18 protein-coding genes are annotated in these 16,642 nt (G+C 44.4%); 15 read left to right on the forward strand and 3 right to left on the reverse strand.

Going from position 1 to position 16,642, the window contains the following annotated elements; translation table 11 throughout:
- Positions 1 to 252 precede the first annotated feature (252 nt).
- The 12 genes from FIV01_RS04650 (at position 253) to FIV01_RS04705 (ending at position 11,057) form a co-directional block, all read left to right on the forward strand.
- Positions 253 to 1,164, forward strand: coding sequence for a MotY family protein (locus tag FIV01_RS04650; protein WP_152429947.1), 912 nt, complete (start codon positions 253 to 255; stop codon positions 1,162 to 1,164).
- A gap of 2 nt (positions 1,165 to 1,166) precedes the next feature.
- On the forward strand, positions 1,167 to 2,498 hold the full coding sequence (locus tag FIV01_RS04655) for a sigma-54 dependent transcriptional regulator (protein ID WP_152429948.1): 1,332 nt from the start codon (positions 1,167 to 1,169) through the stop codon (positions 2,496 to 2,498).
- Between the two features lie 13 nt (positions 2,499 to 2,511).
- Positions 2,512 to 2,868 carry a flagellar hook-basal body complex protein FliE gene (gene fliE, locus FIV01_RS04660; protein ID WP_152429949.1) on the forward strand — a complete coding sequence of 119 codons (357 nt, stop codon included), beginning with the start codon at positions 2,512 to 2,514 and terminating at the stop codon, positions 2,866 to 2,868.
- A gap of 3 nt (positions 2,869 to 2,871) precedes the next feature.
- The gene (gene fliF / locus FIV01_RS04665; protein ID WP_152429950.1) at positions 2,872 to 4,620 is read left to right on the forward strand and encodes a flagellar basal-body MS-ring/collar protein FliF; all 1,749 of its coding nucleotides are present in this window, start codon (positions 2,872 to 2,874) and stop codon (positions 4,618 to 4,620) included.
- A complete protein-coding gene (locus tag FIV01_RS04670) occupies positions 4,583 to 5,602 on the forward strand; it encodes a flagellar motor switch protein FliG (RefSeq protein WP_152429951.1) in 1,020 nt (339 codons plus the stop codon). Before fliF ends, FIV01_RS04670 begins: the two co-directional genes overlap by 38 nt.
- A gap of 3 nt (positions 5,603 to 5,605) precedes the next feature.
- The gene (gene fliH, locus FIV01_RS04675) at positions 5,606 to 6,355 is read left to right on the forward strand and encodes a flagellar assembly protein FliH (RefSeq protein ID WP_152429952.1); all 750 of its coding nucleotides are present in this window, start codon (positions 5,606 to 5,608) and stop codon (positions 6,353 to 6,355) included.
- Positions 6,348 to 7,694, forward strand: a complete 1,347-nt coding sequence (locus tag FIV01_RS04680; protein ID WP_152431654.1) for a FliI/YscN family ATPase — start codon at positions 6,348 to 6,350, stop codon at positions 7,692 to 7,694. The genes fliH and FIV01_RS04680 overlap by 8 nt, the downstream gene beginning before the upstream one ends.
- A gap of 9 nt (positions 7,695 to 7,703) precedes the next feature.
- The gene (locus tag FIV01_RS04685) at positions 7,704 to 8,150 is read left to right on the forward strand and encodes a flagellar export protein FliJ (protein ID WP_152429953.1); all 447 of its coding nucleotides are present in this window, start codon (positions 7,704 to 7,706) and stop codon (positions 8,148 to 8,150) included.
- A 170-nt stretch (positions 8,151 to 8,320) separates the two neighbouring features.
- The gene (locus FIV01_RS04690) at positions 8,321 to 9,289 is read left to right on the forward strand and encodes a M23 family metallopeptidase (RefSeq protein WP_152429954.1); all 969 of its coding nucleotides are present in this window, start codon (positions 8,321 to 8,323) and stop codon (positions 9,287 to 9,289) included.
- Positions 9,175 to 9,615: a bactofilin family protein gene (locus tag FIV01_RS04695; protein ID WP_152429955.1), complete on the forward strand. Its 441-nt coding sequence runs from the start codon at positions 9,175 to 9,177 to the stop codon at positions 9,613 to 9,615. Before FIV01_RS04690 ends, FIV01_RS04695 begins: the two co-directional genes overlap by 115 nt.
- A gap of 255 nt (positions 9,616 to 9,870) precedes the next feature.
- On the forward strand, positions 9,871 to 10,587 hold the full coding sequence (locus FIV01_RS04700) for a winged helix-turn-helix domain-containing protein (protein WP_152429956.1): 717 nt from the start codon (positions 9,871 to 9,873) through the stop codon (positions 10,585 to 10,587).
- Complete coding sequence (locus FIV01_RS04705; protein ID WP_152429957.1) at positions 10,584 to 11,057, forward strand: hypothetical protein; 474 nt, start codon at positions 10,584 to 10,586, stop codon at positions 11,055 to 11,057. The genes FIV01_RS04700 and FIV01_RS04705 overlap by 4 nt, the downstream gene beginning before the upstream one ends.
- A gap of 51 nt (positions 11,058 to 11,108) precedes the next feature.
- Here the strand turns inward: FIV01_RS04705 and FIV01_RS04710 are convergent, their stop codons facing one another.
- From FIV01_RS04710 to FIV01_RS04720, 3 genes are all read right to left on the reverse strand, one after another.
- Positions 11,109 to 11,714, reverse strand: coding sequence for an outer membrane beta-barrel protein (locus FIV01_RS04710; protein ID WP_152429958.1), 606 nt, complete (start codon positions 11,712 to 11,714; stop codon positions 11,109 to 11,111).
- A gap of 424 nt (positions 11,715 to 12,138) precedes the next feature.
- On the reverse strand, positions 12,139 to 12,837 hold the full coding sequence (locus tag FIV01_RS04715; RefSeq protein ID WP_152429959.1) for a substrate-binding periplasmic protein: 699 nt from the start codon (positions 12,835 to 12,837) through the stop codon (positions 12,139 to 12,141).
- Positions 12,838 to 13,172: 335 nt separating this feature from the next.
- Positions 13,173 to 13,781, reverse strand: a complete 609-nt coding sequence (locus tag FIV01_RS04720; RefSeq protein WP_152429960.1) for an outer membrane beta-barrel protein — start codon at positions 13,779 to 13,781, stop codon at positions 13,173 to 13,175.
- Between the two features lie 740 nt (positions 13,782 to 14,521).
- On the opposite strand from FIV01_RS04720, the gene FIV01_RS04725 reads away from it, so the two are divergent.
- From FIV01_RS04725 to FIV01_RS04735, 3 genes are read left to right on the forward strand one after another with little or no spacing between them, the layout of a single operon-like run.
- On the forward strand, positions 14,522 to 15,673 hold the full coding sequence (locus FIV01_RS04725; RefSeq protein ID WP_152429961.1) for an HDOD domain-containing protein: 1,152 nt from the start codon (positions 14,522 to 14,524) through the stop codon (positions 15,671 to 15,673).
- A 9-nt stretch (positions 15,674 to 15,682) separates the two neighbouring features.
- A complete protein-coding gene (locus tag FIV01_RS04730; RefSeq protein WP_152429962.1) occupies positions 15,683 to 16,051 on the forward strand; it encodes a response regulator in 369 nt (122 codons plus the stop codon).
- Positions 16,048 to 16,632, forward strand: coding sequence for a chemotaxis protein CheC (locus FIV01_RS04735; RefSeq protein WP_152429963.1), 585 nt, complete (start codon positions 16,048 to 16,050; stop codon positions 16,630 to 16,632). Before FIV01_RS04730 ends, FIV01_RS04735 begins: the two co-directional genes overlap by 4 nt.
- The last annotated feature ends 10 nt before the right edge of the window (positions 16,633 to 16,642 follow it).

Consider the following 16,642-nt stretch of genomic DNA (forward strand, 5'->3'; position numbering starts at 1 on the left):
TAAAAAAGGTTAGTTTGCAATACATGCAAGTTATGAATGTCTTATAGAGGAACTTGATGCATATTAATATTTTGTATGCAATTGGTTTTAAATGATTTTTAATGATTTGTTACACATTTAGTGGCATCGAATGAAAAATGTTTAAGTTATTGAGCTTGTTGGTTAAATATTATGACTCTTACAGTCGCCCATACTAAATAACATCTATAAAAATAAATTCATCAATAATAAGTTGGTTCCAAAAGAATAGTTATGAATATCAAAGTCAAAAAAAAATATTTGTTTCTTATTATTTTCTACTTCTCATCTGCTTTGGCAAATTTTGAACAAGAAATACCGATGGATGAAGTAAAATGGGTTTATAGTGGAAGTAGCTTAAAGTGTAGTTTAATTTTCAATAGCCTTTCCTATGGGAAGTTTTCTTTCCGGTCGGAGGAAATAGGTAAGACCAATTTAAAGGTTAATTTGGAAAGAAATAATCACCATTTTAGGTATGGTGAATTATATAGTGCTCCTGAACCTTGGGGTGAAAATAATAGTTTTAAGGGGATTGGCCATCATGTTCCTATTATGGATGGTAAGTTGATATTCAATCAAGATATAAACCTTCTTTTAGATAAGATAAAGCAAGGTAATTGGATCAAACTCAGCTTCAGCGGAAAACAAGTTTCCGAACCTCAATCTCTACTACTGCCAACTACCTATATTCAAAAGCCACTTGCACAGTTTCAGCGCTGCTTATCTCGCCTCCCTCATATGTCTTATGTGACCGCAAGAGATCTTACTTTCTCTTTTCCTGCAGGAGAGCACCACCTTGATAATACGCAGCAAAAGACCCTATATGCCTTTACTACCTATCTTGATGCAGACGATAGTATTTCCCGTATTCTTATCGATGGGTACAGCGACAATATTGGTTCCGACTTAAACAACTTAGCTCTATCTGAGCGAAGAGCAAATGCAATCGCTGATGTTCTTTTAAGCTACGGCATTTCGAAAAAAAAGATACAAATACGCTCACATGGTTCTCGTTATCCAGTGTCGAATAATGATACAGGCGAAGGACAGGCGAAGAATCGGCGTGTGACCGTCAGGTTGGTTCGAAGTGATGAAAAAATAGTACCTCAAAATACTCAAACAATTAACGACATGGAAGAGGCTTAAAAATGACAAGCACAAGTATTTTGTTAGTTGAGCCCAAGGATGAACTTGCCCAATCGATCATAAAAGTACTCGAGCCGTCTGGATACAGAGTGACTCATGTTCGTACAGGGCGCAGTGCATTACTTGAACCCAGCACTGCCATTACCTTGGTGAGTACCAATTTACCTGATATGTGTGTACGGGAGTTTGTTCACTGTCACAATAAAAAGGCCGGGGTTGGTGTCGCCATTGCAATTGTCGAGCAAAACCAAGGGTTACTTGCGGCAGAAACCATGAAAGCTGGTGCGACTGATTATTTATTACGACCGTTTGAAAGTTGCCAGCTACTCAGTTTACTTCGCCGTATTGAAGTGGTCGGTAAACCGATAGCAAACCTTGTTGCTGAATCTTGGCGCAGTAAGCAAGTTCTTCAACTAGCCCACAGAGCCGCATGCACGAAAGCTAGTGTTCTCATCACCGGAGAGTCTGGCACGGGAAAAGAAGTTCTGGCGAGATATGTTCACCAGCACTCACCTCGGGCAGATGGTCCTTTTGTCGCGGTCAATTGTGCCGCTATTCCAGAGTCTATGCTTGAGGCGGTACTTTTTGGACACGTTAAAGGTGCCTTCACTGGGGCTACTCAGTCGCAAAGCGGCAAGTTTGAAGAGGCTGAACAGGGCACTATTTTCCTTGATGAGATAGGTGAGATGTCACCATCCGTACAAGCTAAATTACTGCGTGTACTTCAAGAGCGCGAAGTAGAGCGGGTTGGTAGCCACAAAGCGGTTAAGCTTGATATTAGAGTTATTGCTGCAACCAACAAAGATTTGCGCGAGGAGGTAAAAAATGGTCAGTTTCGTGAAGATCTCTTCTATCGTTTAGATGTATTGCCTCTCCATTGGCCTCCGCTTAGAGAACGAAGCGAAGACATCTTGCCCATCAGCCAATTCTTTATCAATAAATATCAAGATGGTAGTCGATGCCACCTCTCTCATGATGCCAGAACTGCTTTATGCCAATACAACTGGCCAGGCAATATTCGTGAACTAGAAAACGTTATTCAACGTGCACTTGTAATGCGCCATGGTGATTACATTACTGCTCAGGACCTTATGTTACCGATGGAGTTACTTTCCTCTACACAGGAAACGGCACCTTCACAAAGCATGGGGCATGTCGAAATCAAAAAGCAGGCAGAGTTCCAGTACATCCTTGAACAACTGCGTCATTTTGGCGGAAACCGCACCAAGACAGCTAATGCGCTTGGTGTTACCACGCGCGCATTACGATATAAATTAGCCGCAATGCGTGAACAAGGCATTGATTTACAGTCGGCCATAGGCTCGGCTGCATAAAGGAGAAAAATTAATGGCAAGTCACCCTATCCATAATGCGATAAGCGCAGAGCAGTTAATGTTGTCTAAAATGGAAGCGATGCAATCCATTATACAACCTGAACCTGCTATCGAAGCGAATCCTCTCGATACGCATAATATTACATCGTCTCTGTCATTTTCCGATGCCATGGCCAATGTTCTTGATTCAGTGAATCAATATCAATCAGTTGCTAGTCAGAAAATGACCGCGGTTGAAACAGGCCAGAGTGACGACCTCGTTGGTGCCATGATAGCCAGTCAAAAAGCGAGTTTGTCCTTCGATTCCTTGATGCAAGTTCGTAACAAGGTTGTGACCTCATTTGAAGACATCATGAAGATGCCGGTGTAGCCCATGTCAGAATTAACCACACAAGTCGCCAGTGGCGCAGCACTTGATGTGCCGAGTGCTGATTCCTCCTCGCAAAGAGGGATTCAAGATTTCACCGACAAACTCAAGCAGCTTTGGTCTAACAGCCAACGAAATTTAGTCTTGTCTGCGGTATTAGCAGCAATTGTTGCCGCGATCATTGTGGTGGCGCTTTGGAGTTCAACACAAAGTTACCGCCCTCTATACAGCCAACAAGAGAGGTTTGATACAGGAGAGATCGTTTCTGTTCTTGAATCTGAAGGGATCAATTACCGATTGCAAGAACAAAATGGTCAAGTATTAGTGCCGGAAGGTGAGGTTGCTAGAATAAGGATGCTGTTAGCCGCTAAGGGTGTTAAAGCTAAGCTGCCAACAGGCCTAGACTCACTTAAAGAAGACAGTTCACTCGGAACTAGCCAGTTCATGGAAACCGCGCGCTACCGGCATGGTCTTGAAGGGGAGTTGATTCGCACTATTATTTCGCTCAATGCGGTATCCAATGCTAGGGTTCATCTGGCCATACCTCGCCAAACCTTATTTGTCAGACAAAATAGCGAAGCGCCTTCTGCCTCAGTGATGTTGGAACTTAAACCCGGAGAGGACTTAAAACCAGAACAAGTTGAAGCCATTATTAACTTGGTTGTGGGCAGTGTCACTGCAATGAAACCAGAGCAAGTATCCGTAATTGACCAGTATGGTCGGTTACTTAGTGCGGATGTTGGTTCTGCCGAAGCGGGAAAAGTGAACGCCAAGTATCTAGAGTATCAACGTAACGTTGAGAAGCAGATTATCCAACGCGCATCGGATATGCTGACTCCTATTGTTGGGCCGAGTAATTTCCGTGTTCAAGTTGCTGCTGATATGGACTTTAGTCAGATCGAAGAAACACAGGAAATTCTTGATGATAGTCCAATCGTGCGCAATGAGCACACCATCACAAACAACTCGATTGACCAGATCGCTTTAGGTGTTCCGGGAACTCTGAGTAACCAGCCCCCTGTAACCGGTGAAGCTCCAACCCATGATAGCCAAAACACCAACGCGCGATCAGAAATAAACCGCCAGTACGCAGTGGGCAGCAGTGTACGCCGTACCCAGTATCAACAAGGCAAGATAAATAAGTTGAGTGTTTCAGTGTTGCTCAATCAAGCCGTTGCTCCCAATGGGCAAGCTTGGACTGACGAAGAGAAAGCACAAATATCCACTATGGTGACTGATGCAATCGGTATCAGTGCGGATAGAGGTGACACGCTAAGTTTAATGAGCTTTGGTTTTACTCCTTTAGCCATTGAAGCTCCGCCAAATATTCCTTGGTGGCAAGATCCCACAGTACAGCAACCGATGCGATATGTGATTGGCGGTATGCTGGGTATGGCAATGATTTTCTTTGTCTTACGTCCTTTGATTCTTCATTTAACTGGTTCAGATCTTAGCTCACGAGAGCTTGAGTTTGCAGATCCGCAGCAAGACACCGTATTTGACGATATACAAACCCGAGAAGAAAGGGAAAGAGAAGAAGTGCTCAATCGAAAACTGTCTGAAAAAGGGATTTCCGTGTCATCTGGACTGGATATGGGACATGACATGTTACCGCCGGCGGGCTCACCGTTAGAAATTCAGCTCAAACATCTACAACTGATCGCGAATGAAGAACCTGAACGAGTCGCTGAAGTATTAAAACAATGGGTGAATGTAAATGAACACAGCAGAATTAAAGCAAAAGCCAATGCTTAGCTACGTTGAACAAACCGCTCTTGTCCTACTGGGAATGGGGGAAGATGCTGCCGCTAAGGTGTTGCGCCACTTCACTCGAGATGAAACTCAGCGCGTTACCAAAGCGATGGCCAAGTTAAGTGGCATCAAAAGTGATAGTGCTAATGGTGCTATCCAAAGCTTCTTCGATGACTTTCGTCAACACAGTGGCATTAGGGGAGCGTCGAAAGAGTATTTATCTAAAACCTTGCGCAAAGCCTTGGGCAACGATTTAGCGAAAGGACTACTCAATACGCTCTACGGTGATGAAATCAGTAACAATATGCAAAGATTGCAGTGGGTTGAGTCTGATGTGTTAGCAAGGTTTATCGCCAAAGAACACCCTCAAATGCAAGCCATCTTTCTTGCTTACTTGCCAGCAGAAAGCTCATCAGCTGTTTTGAAGTGCATGCCGCAAGATGAACATGATGAGTTGTTGTTTCGCATTGCCCAAATGCAAGACATTGACCACCAAGTGGCAAGTGACCTCAATGACTTGATTGAACGTTGTATTGAGCAAGTCTCAGTCAGTCAAAGCGCTCCATTGTCTGGGGTCAAACAAGTGGCCGATATTATAAATAGATTTGAGGGTGACAGAGGCTCACTGATGGAAATGCTCAAACTGCATGATGAAGACGTGGTCAGTGAAATTGAGCAGAACATGTTTGACTTTATGGTATTGGGCCGCCAACCGGAAGAAACAATGGATCGCCTCGTGCAGCAGGTGCCTATGGAGCTTTGGTCACTAGCGCTAAAAGGTGCCGAGATCCAGCTTCAGTTAGCCATTAAGAGTGTCATGCCACAGCGTATGGTCAAAGCGCTGGAAGACGATATGGAAGTCCGAGGAGCCGTACCACTAAGCCGCGTAGAGCGTGCAAGGTATGAGATTATGCAAATGGTGCGTGAATTGGATGAAGCCGATGAGATAGAACTGGTTCTGTATGATGAACCCAGAGTGGAGTAAGCCATGTCACTAACCAAATCTGAATTTTTTGATGTGCCGACGACCGACTACCGCATTCACCGTTTCCCACCGTTGGCTAAACCAGTAGAGGTCGATGATAGCTTTGTTCTTGACGACCAATGGCAAGATCCGCAAGCTGAGCTGCAGCAAAAGCTGCAAGAGGGTTTTCAAACGGGTTTAGAGCAAGGGCACGAAGAAGGACTTCGTCAGGGGTTAAGTCAAGGGCAACAGCAGGGCTTGCTTGAAGGGCAAAAGGAAGGGTTTCAGCAAGGTTTTATCTCTGGTGAACAATCAGGAAAGCAAGCATTTGTTGAGGCCACTAAACCTGTAAATGCCATCTACCAGTCACTTTCGCACTGGCAAGCGGAGCGAGAACAGCAGCAAAGGCATGTGATTTGTGAGTTGGTGCAAAAAGTTGCTCAGCAGGTGATTCGAGCCGAGCTAACCCTTATGCCACAGCAGATTTTGTCCTTAGTGGATGAAACGCTAGAGGCAATGCCAGGCAAAACAGAAAAGGTGACGGTTCATCTTAATCCACAAGATTTAGAGCGACTTGAAGATATCAATTCAGAACTTGCTAAAGAGTGGAAATTGGTGGCAAATCCCGATTTGCAACCAGGGGGATGTCATTTAGTGACTGAAGAGGCAGAAGCAGATGCAAGTTGTGATTCAAGGCTGCAAGCTTGTATGGATAATGTAAAGCAGCATTTGCTTGATGAAGTGACTCAAGTAAGCGATGAGGATGATGACTAACACACAAGCATTTGACTTACTCTTTGAACGCACGAATGAAGCGATTGCGTCACTTGACTCGATTCCTGTAGCGAGAGTGACGGGCAGACTGGTAAAGGTAACGGGCAACATGCTGCAAGCAGTAGGTTGCCGCTTCAAGCTTGAGCAGCGCTGCCTAGTGGAAACATCCGATGGCGATATGATAGAAGCTCAGGTAGTTGGTTTTGATCACACAATTGCTTTTTTAATGCCGATACGCCGTCTTGGTGGCTTATTTGCCGGAGCAAAAGTCATCCCTTTGGATGGCGACAGCACTGTCGAGTTAGGAGACCACTGGCTCGGTCGTGTGGTTAATGGCCTAGGCGAGGCACTGGATGATGGCCCGGAGCTTCGCGGTGGCGATCGGGTTTCGTTAGAGCCTAAGGTGATTAATCCGCTCAAACGCCGGCCTGTTGATTCTCCTTTAGATATAGGTGTTCAAGCGATCAATGGATTACTCACGGTAGGTAAAGGTCAAAGGATTGGCCTAATGGCGGGTAGTGGTGTTGGCAAAAGTATGCTGCTCGGGATGATGGCCAAAAATACCGAAGCCGATGTTGTCGTGGTTGGTTTAATTGGTGAGCGTGGGCGTGAAGTGCGAGAGTTTATTGAGACAAACTTAAGTATGGATGCTCGCCGTAAAGCTATTGTTGTTGCGGCTCCAGCAGATGACTCACCGCTAATGCGACTAAGAGCGACGTTACTGTGCCACCGAGTTGCCGAATATTATCGGGACAAGGGTAAGGATGTGCTGTTAATGATGGATTCTCTCACCCGCTATGCGATGGCGCAGCGAGAGATTGCTTTGTCATTGGGTGAGCCTCCGGCGACTCGAGGCTACCCACCCTCTGTTTTTAACGCTTTACCTCAGTTGCTTGAACGCTCTGGGAATGGAGAAAACCCAACGGGCAGTTTGACGGCTATTTATACCATTCTAGCTGCGGGGGATGATCAACAAGATCCTGTAGTTGATTCAGCGCGAGCGATCTTAGATGGCCATGTCGTCTTATCACGAAAACTGGCAGAGCAAGGACATTACCCTGCAATTGATATCGGGGCTTCCATCAGCCGATGCATGGCGTCGTGTGTTGCCAAGGAGCATTCAGCGTTAGCGAGTGAGTTTAGACAAGCTTATTCAGGCTATCTTGAAGTAAAAGACCTGATTCCACTGGGCGGCTATCAGCCAGGTCAGGACCTTAAGTTAGACAGCTATGTGGCTTTGCAGCCAAGACTCACTGCCTACCTTAAGCAAAACTATGACGCTTCGGCTGGTTTTACAGATAGCTTGGCAGAGTTGGCGCAGATTTTTCAATCATCTTAGGGCAAGGGAATGCAATCTAAACAAAGGGCAATAAGTAAATTTTGCGTATTAACGCAGCAGCAGCGCGATGTTATGTCAGTGCAACTTGAGACACTTCGCCAGCAAACCGACCAAGCATTTTTGCAGATAGAGCAGCTGCAAGATTTGAAGAAGCAAACTCGTTCCCAAGGGGGAACTCATGCCGTTTTTCATCGGGAAATGTTACTCAATCAATGTCGAGTGGAGGGGATGTTAAGCAAGATGATTGACCATCAGCAACACGAACTTCAACTCATGCATGCTCAATACCACTCATTAAAAGGTTTACTAGAGGCAAAACACTATAAAGTTAAAGGTCTTGAGGCCAAGTTAGAAGACTGGCAACGTGAGCAAAGAGTCGTTGAGCAGAAAAAAGAAGAGTTGATCCTTGAAGAAATGGTAAACAATCTTGCTGCCCGAAAAGTTCATAAGTTTTAGACTATACAAAGGCGGCACTTCCTCATTCGAGATTAAATAGTGTTGGAGTCTCTGGAATACACATTCAGATTTCTAAACAATCCACTTTTTCTATTGAGCAGTATTGATAGAGTGGCAAATCATTCGAAGATGATAAAACCCAGTGGCGGTATGTTGCGATAGAGGATGTTATGCAGCCTACTCATTTTACAGTCATGGTTCCAAGTCCCAAAGGAACGCGCTTTTTCTATTTTCCTCGGCAGATAGTGGTTGCTGTTAAGTATGGCCTTGTAATTTTTGGGATGCTTATTGCGGGCTTGATTGGTGCAATTTCGCTACTTGTAGACGATGTGTCTGAGTCAAACCAAGAGAAAACACGCTTGATTCATAAGACGCAATCTTTGGAAAATGCACTCAGTCGCTCTTATGCATCTCAAGATGAGCTTGAGATTAATTTGCAATTAAAGCAGCAAGACCTGAGCTATGTCGCCGACAAACTGAGCGAGATTGAATCTGCTTTAGCTCTATCAGATGACTCTTTCAACCTTAGAGACAGAGTAGACAGTGCCGCGCTGACCACCGCAGTTCGTCACCAAATGATGCAATTGGTTCCGAATGGGCGTCCAGTCAAAACAGGTTATCTTTCATCGCATTATGGATATCGTCTTCATCCCGTGTCCAAGAAAAAAGCCATGCATCACGGCATTGACTACGCGGTCAATATCGGTACGCCAATTTATGCGCCTGCGGATGGCGTAATCGAAGTGGTCAGAAAAAGTAATAAAGGGTCGGGTAACTTTCTGCGTGTCGCTCACTCTTTCGGTTTTACCTCTTCGTATTCGCATCTAAGTGCCTTTAAGGTCAAGCGTGGCGATTATGTAAAAAAGGGTCAATTGCTTGGTCTAACGGGAAATTCTGGTTTATCAACGGGCTATCACCTTCACTATGAGATTCGATTGGTTGGACGCTCTTTGGACCCTTTACCTTTCACCAAGTGGGAAATGAATAACTTTGATGCAATATTTGAATCAAATGAGGATGTACAATGGGATTACTTAGTAAACAGAATAGAGAATCAAATGGCAACGGCTCTCAGACTGTCATCGCAGAAGGCTCCTTTATCGAAGGACAACTCAAACTTACTTGTCACATCCAGATAGATGGTCAAGTCAAAGGCAATATTGAAACTGACCGGTGTGTCACTATCAGTGCAGCAGGTTCAGTAGAAGGCTCGATTCGTTGCGATTGCCTAATTGTTAACGGCCGCTTTGTGGGTAAAGTGTATTCTAAAAGTTTGCAAATACTCGAAAACGGGCACTTAGAAGGCGAAGTCTCTACAACTGAATTTACCATAGAAAAAGGAGGAGTATTTCTTGGCAGTTCAAGAAATATCAATGCCGAGGAGGTCGTGCCTTTAACCAGTGTGAAAAAACGTGATAAAACCTTGCCCGAGCAAAGCCAAAAAGGTGCTGAGCAGTACGCTTAGCCACGGTTGTTGCTCAAATCATAAAAAACCGTGTATTGCCTGCACGGTTTTTCTTTTTTGATAAGTTTATTTATATTAACCTGCGCTAAGCTTTAAGCAGTGTTATTTTATTGTCATAAACCAAGGTCTTGAGTTTAGAAAGCCTATTTGTCTCTTTGTGATAGGCGGCCTAGAGCCAAAATCTCAACGAGTTTTGGGTTGTGTTGTTTACTCAACGATAGTTTGAGACCATTTTGCACTTAGACAAGGATAGACGTGACTAGTCAGTACACATGTGATGATTTGATATTTGATGTAGAGAAGATGACGGTGAGTACCACGCACCATAGTCGCGCGCTTAACTACAACGAATGTCTGCTCCTGAAAACATTATTAGACAATGCCAATCAGGTATTGGGAAAAGAAGCGCTTAAGTCGGCAGGTTGGCCTGACACCATAGTGACGGACTCTTCCTTGCAAAAATCGATTCAGAAGATTCGCTTAGTGATTGCGATTTCCAACTCCGTTGAACTCAAAACTGTGGTCGGCGTTGGTTATATGCTCTCATGTGAATGTGTTGGTGAGTTTTATGATGCCAAGAGTACGCCCATTAGCCTAAGCAAAAACAAAGCCTTATCACCAAAGGGCTGGGCGCGAATAGTGCTTGGTATTAGCAGTGCCCTGTTGCTGACCGCAGCTTCGCTTGAATTTGCCCGCGTGACCAATACGCGCTCTATACCTTATTTAAACCCTGATTATGAGCAGCTTGATATCGGCGCGAAGCAAGTGTTGCGCCGCCAAGGGGCTGAGATTCCATCTGAGGTGTTAGAGGCGATTAAAGCGTCCAAATGCGATTGCCTATATTTCTTTAGCGTTAATAAGGATACTGGGCGCTACAATATTGCGGTGTATGATAAAGCGGCGCGTGACACTAAAACTTACCTAGTCGAGCCTGCAATGATGTCCAAGGTCGCTAAGGAGTGGACGAAATGAAAAGTCTTAAACTTTGGATTGGTATTTTTGTTGCCTCTTTGTTGGTTTATGTCAGCTCTTTGTACTTTAGCAGTCAACAATTGCTGATGGAAGGTCGTTATATTGCTCGTATTTTTGGCTATTCGGAAACCAATGGCTTTTGGCGAGAAAGGCTTGAGCTCAATCTCAAGCGAGAAAATATTGAATCGACTATCTCTGTGGAAGGGGATGGTTTAGAGGGGGTGGCCTTATTTGCCATCAATGGTGAAGTCACCCGATCTGATGAGGGGGTGTTTTCCATGTCTTATTCCACAAACCCAATTCAAACGTCAAAAGTGGTGGATGGTTATGAAGCGGTGAGCTACACATCACTCTTTTTGTCCGGTCACTCAACAAATGCGCTAGTGTATCAGGATAAAGACATTATGATGGTCGAAGGGCCAAGAAACGCGGTTATGTTAATTCGCAGCCAAGGCACCGTATTTAAATAAAAAACTCCCGGCTAAAGCCGGGAGCAATAAGGACAGTGATTAAGCTCAGATTTAGAAGTGGTACTGAACGTTAGCCATAAAGGTTACGTCGTCTTCGATTTTATCTTCATAGGACCATGTCTCATCACCACCTGTTGCTTCTCCATCGTGGGCTGTGTAGGCGATTTCAGCGCCTAGGCTCCATTTTTGGGTTAGTCTGTAGTCTAGACCAGTTTGCACACCATAGGTAAAGCCGTCAAATTCATCCCAACCATGTTTACTCTCGAAGAATTCGTAGCCCATATGCGCCCCCACAGTCCAGTTTAACTTGTTAGCGATAGGTAGCATATAATCATAGCTAACGGTTAGATCTGTACGGTCAACGGTACCGCTAGCATCATCAAACTCAAGACCGTCATAAGCAAGACTCATCTTTACTCTATGGTGGTCATTAATAATCGCACCACCACTTAACCCAGTAATTAAAGACGGATCGGTATCATAAGAATGTTCATACGGTTGTCCGTAGTCCGTTTCGGAATCCTTCATTTTACCACTAATATGAGTACCGGCATCAAAACCGACAAAGTAGTCATAGGTATTTTCTGCACTTGCACCAAATGTGGTTGCTGCTGCCAATGCACCTAAAGCGAAAAGTTTTACTGTTTTGTTTTGCATAATGGTTTTCCTAAGTATCTAAAGCTAACAAGTAGCTAACTCTGTTGTTATGCCGTTACCGATGCTGTTATCGATATCGATCTTGTTATCAATTTTCATTTCACGCTGCGGTGAAAGTGGTGACTAAGTTAGAGCCTTGAGCCTAAAAACAGAAAGGAATTACGCGGAATCGCGCAGAAAAAACATCAAGCACATTTATTTACCTTTTTTTGTTTTGTGCTATTTTATGTGTTTGATTTTGAGGGCTTTAATTTTTAGTGTGTATTTTGAAAGAGGTTGAATTTAGGTTTTTTGGTGTGCTGATGATTTGAATTTTGCGCAGAGCCAGTGGTCTTGTGGTGCTGAGCCATTAGATAGACGGTAAAGAAGTGCTTATCTAAGGTCATGCTGAATTACAAAATGAAGGGTACAGCTAAGATGTGTTCTAACCATCCGGTTTTCTCGCAAAGCCTTCCTTAAACTCACTTGCCGAAGCTTCAAGCGCATCGAGTAGATAAGAGTTGGATATGTGAAGGTAATGGTATAAATAATCTTTAGTCAGTGGCGGACTTACTACCTTGATTACCGGGAATTTGTCTTTTATGGCGTAGTACGACTGCATAGGGGCTAACCACACATCCACTCTCCCTGCCATTAGCATTAAGGCCGCTTGTTCATCACGGTAGACTAATTTTAGGTGATGATAATGTTTTATGTTTTCCACATAACGACTACCAAACATAGACACAACATTCTTATCTTTAAGTTCGTTTAAGCTTAAATAGGATTGTTCACCCACAGAGAACGCATAGACACCGAACTCTTCTAGAGGGACATCGACTTTAACAAGTACCTGACTATGATCTTCTCCAAGTTTGCTAATTCTTAAATCCAGTGCATCAAATTGCCCTGTTAAAACAGATTGTATTGCTCGTTCATCGGGCATATACGTGATTTGATATTTTATTCCAGCCCCTGAATAAATCGCATTAATCACCTCTTCTGCTGTCATACCATAGTGCGTTTTTTTATTTTGGTCTCGGTAACTTTCCCCAATGACAATGTGAACAATTTCTTCCTGAGCATAAGCTGGCCAAAGCCCCATGACTCCACAAAGTAAAGCCAATGAAAGTGGTATTCTCATCTCACCCTTCTACTAATCACTTCTTCGTTATTTACAGTGTGGCTTTTTGCCGGATTTTCGCAACACTCTCTTTTTAACATGGTGGTGAATCGTTACATGAGTGTTATCGCCAGCTTATTATTAAGCGTCAAAAGATTAGGCAAAGAGCTGAACATCATAATGGCTCTCTGAGGGGGCAAAAAATGCTGTGAGCTTTTTCAGGGTTTAAATTGTGCAGTGAAAAACAGTTGGGAGTGTGGCAATATTTGTTTGAAGTGGAATATTGATATCCAAACAAAAAACTCCCAGCACAAGCTGGGAGTGTAAAGACAGTGTTTAGGCTCAATTAATACAAATTAGAAGTGGTATTGAATGTTAGCCAATAGCTTGACGTCGTCTTTAAGCTGTGAAGAAGCTTCCAACTCACCATATTTGAATTCTTCCTCATGATGGGCTGTATACATGATTTCAGTACCTAGACTCCAGTTTTTAGTTAGTCTGTAATCTAGACCAGTTTGCACACCATAGATAAAGCCATCCATTACATCATGACCACTTTCGCTTTCAAAGAATTCGTAACCCATATGTGCGCCGAGAGTCCAGTTAAGCTTGTTAGCGATAGGTAACATATAGTCATAGCTGGCGGTTAGGTCCGTGCGGTTCACCACATGGTGGTAGCCATTAGAAAATTTTTTACCAAAGTCCAGTCCATCATAGGCAAGTCCTAGCTTTACTCTATGGTGATCATTAATAATGGCACCGCCACTTAGTCCCATAATTACGGAAGACTCTGTGTCAAAAGACTCATTATAACCGTCACTGTTTTTTTCTGTGTCTTTACCACTTAAATGCGTCCCCGCATCAAAACCGACAAAGTAGTCATAGGTATTTTCTGCGTGAGCACCAAATGTCGTTGCTGCTGCCAATGCACCCAAAGTGAAAAGTTTTACTGTTTTGTTTTGCATAATGGTTTTCCTAAGTATCTAAAGCTAACAAGTAGCGAATTTTGTTGTTATGTTGTTATCGATTTTTATTTCACGCTGTGGTGAGGTGGTAACCAGATTAGGGTTTATGCTCTAAAAACGGAAAGGAATTGCACGGAATCACGCAGAAAAAGTATCAAGAGTAAAATTCATTTTGTTTTTTGATTTTTTATCTGTAATCAATTGTTTTTTAAGGATTTATTTTGTTTCTTTATTTTTCGTAAAATTTAACTTTAGCTTTTTGGGGAGGGTTTTTGTTTGAATTCTGCGCAATGTTAGCTGGTTTTATAAGCTTAACGGCTGAGTTGGGAGGTAATAGATAAGTCGAATGAGCAGTTTGTTATGAGAGGAAAGGCACAAGAGCTATAGTTATTTGGAGGTAATGTTTTATGTTCTTACACACAGATAACCTATCTAGCATTATTAATTGCTTAAGTCATGAGACCTAACCGAAGGAGTATCTGATGACAGCTTTGTTTCGTCATTGATTAACTTGCCGTTATGGACATTAACCTCTTGGCGGTTTGAAAGTCAAAAAAACAACCTCTGTCGGGACCGATTGAGGCCGGATTCGCCCTCGCTATCCGCATTTTTTTCACACTTGTTGAGCGATTACCAGCAAAGCCTAATTTTTTGTCTATGCTTTAGTTAAGCGACTGAGTTTGCTATGAAGTCGTGATGGGCATCACCAAAATCTTAGGAAGAATGACAAGCGAGGGTGTATGGCAAAGAGCAGTTTTCAGGTTATCTACATCGATGATGATGAATTCATGCTGAAAGCCGCCAGTCGTTTGCTGAGGCGTTTGAAACCCGACTGGTCCATCACCTTGATCCAAGATCCGGCGACGTGGCGCGATCTGACTGACGCACAGGCCATATCCCCCGATTTGGTGTTGAGCGATCTCATCATGCCTGAGCTAAAGGGAGACGAGCTTCTCGCGCAAGTCAGCCAACATTTTCCCAACAGCATCCGAGCCTTGATCACCGGCGACACCACGGTCGAGATTGAAGCGTTAACCAATAACTGGACCCATTTTATATTACCTAAACCTTTCTCCGAAAAAGACTTTGAGCAAATTCTCACTTGTGCTGAGAGGCTCAGGACTTTACCGTTCTCCACCCGCTGTCGACAAAAGTTAGCCGGTATCGAGAACTTGCCAGTGCTGCCCAGCATCGTTCGACAACTGGAACGGTGTATGGACGACGAACAATGTGGCAGTGCTGAATTTGTCCATATCGTTGCCAATGAGCCTCCCTTGGTGGGCCAGGTGATCAAAGCCGCGAATTCCGTGTATTTGGGGTTCGAAAGTCGCACCAACTCGTTGAGCACCGCAGTGTGTCGTTTGGGCATGAAGGTGGTGTGCGGCATTGCGATGACCATGATGAGCCGCAATGCTTTTCGCCAACTTAGTGATGAAGAGCATGGGGCGGTCGTGACACACCATCAAACGCTCGCTAACCTTGCTGGGGCTTTTGCCCAGCGATTACATTGGCCTGTGGAAGAGCAAGACAACGTCTATCTAGTGTGTTTATTGTCTGCGATTGGGGAATTGATTCTCATGGAGATGGGCCACACGCAAGCGCTGGATAGCGACAATCCGCTTGATTTGCAAGTGGGCTATCGAGACACCGACGTGATCAGTGCCTACGTGCTGATCCTGTGGGGCTACCATTCGCCCGTGGCTGAAGCGATTCTGACACTCGGCCAGACGTTCGACGTAGCTGAACCTCATCAGTGGGAAATGGGTCAACTGATGCACTTTTGCCACGACTATGTGCAAGCGCAGAATGCCGGGATGTTGAATGAATGGATGGACTCCCTGCCTGAGCCATTGGCCGTGTTGCCGGCCCTGTTGCAATCACCGGAAGAGTAGGAGGAGCCTATGTCATCCATTTCAATCACCATTGTTGATGATTCTAAAATGTCACGGAAAGCTGTGATGCGTGCCTTGCCACCAGAGCTGCACGACAACGTTTATGAAGCCACCAATGGGGTAGAAGCCCTTGAAAAATTCCATGAGGGCAAAGCCGACGTCATGTTTTTGGATCTGACCATGCCCATCATGGACGGCTTTGAAGTTTTGTCTGAGCTAAAAAAACAGGCCGCTCGGAACTTCGTGTTTGTGATCAGCGCTGACATTCAGCCTACGTCTCAGCAAAAAGTCATGGAACTGGGCGCAGTGTCGTTTCTTAAAAAGCCACTAGACGCGTCGATGTTGAAAGAACTGCTGCATAAGGTGGGCATAATATGAATCCGACCTTAAGTGCCGACCATGAAGACTCGCTCAAAGAGTTGCTCAACATTTCGATGGGACAGGCGGCCTGTAAACTGGCCACTTTGCTCAATCATCCAGTGACTTTGACTATTCCCAGCATTGACATCGCTTCGCCGGGTCAGTTGATGGAAATGTTCGGTGATGTCAAAGCCAATTACTACACTAGACAACCGTTTTTCGGCCAAATGTCCGGCGAAGTCATTACCCAACTGACCAAACAAGGCGGCCACACCATTGCCAGTGATTTGTTGGCACTGGACGATGACCAAGTGATCGATAGCCAAACGCTCCACGATAGTTTGCTCGAGGTGTCAAACATCCTGTCTGGCGCTAGCTTGAGAGGGTTGTGTGAGCAAATTGAGCTGGGTACGCGGACTCAACCACCGGTCATGTATTCACCGGCGCGTCAACCCATTCCGAGCAATAAATGGCAACAAGCGATCATTTTGCATGTTTCTTTCTTGATCGAGTCTGCAAGTTTTGAAACCAAGACCATCATTTGTTTCGCCGAAGGTGGGTTTAATGTCATCGTAAACCGATTGGATGAGTGGTTATAGCAAGGGGGAG

Source organism: Vibrio aquimaris (assembly GCF_009363415.1).
In the GTDB taxonomy this organism is placed as follows: Bacteria; Pseudomonadota; Gammaproteobacteria; order Enterobacterales; family Vibrionaceae; genus Vibrio; species Vibrio aquimaris.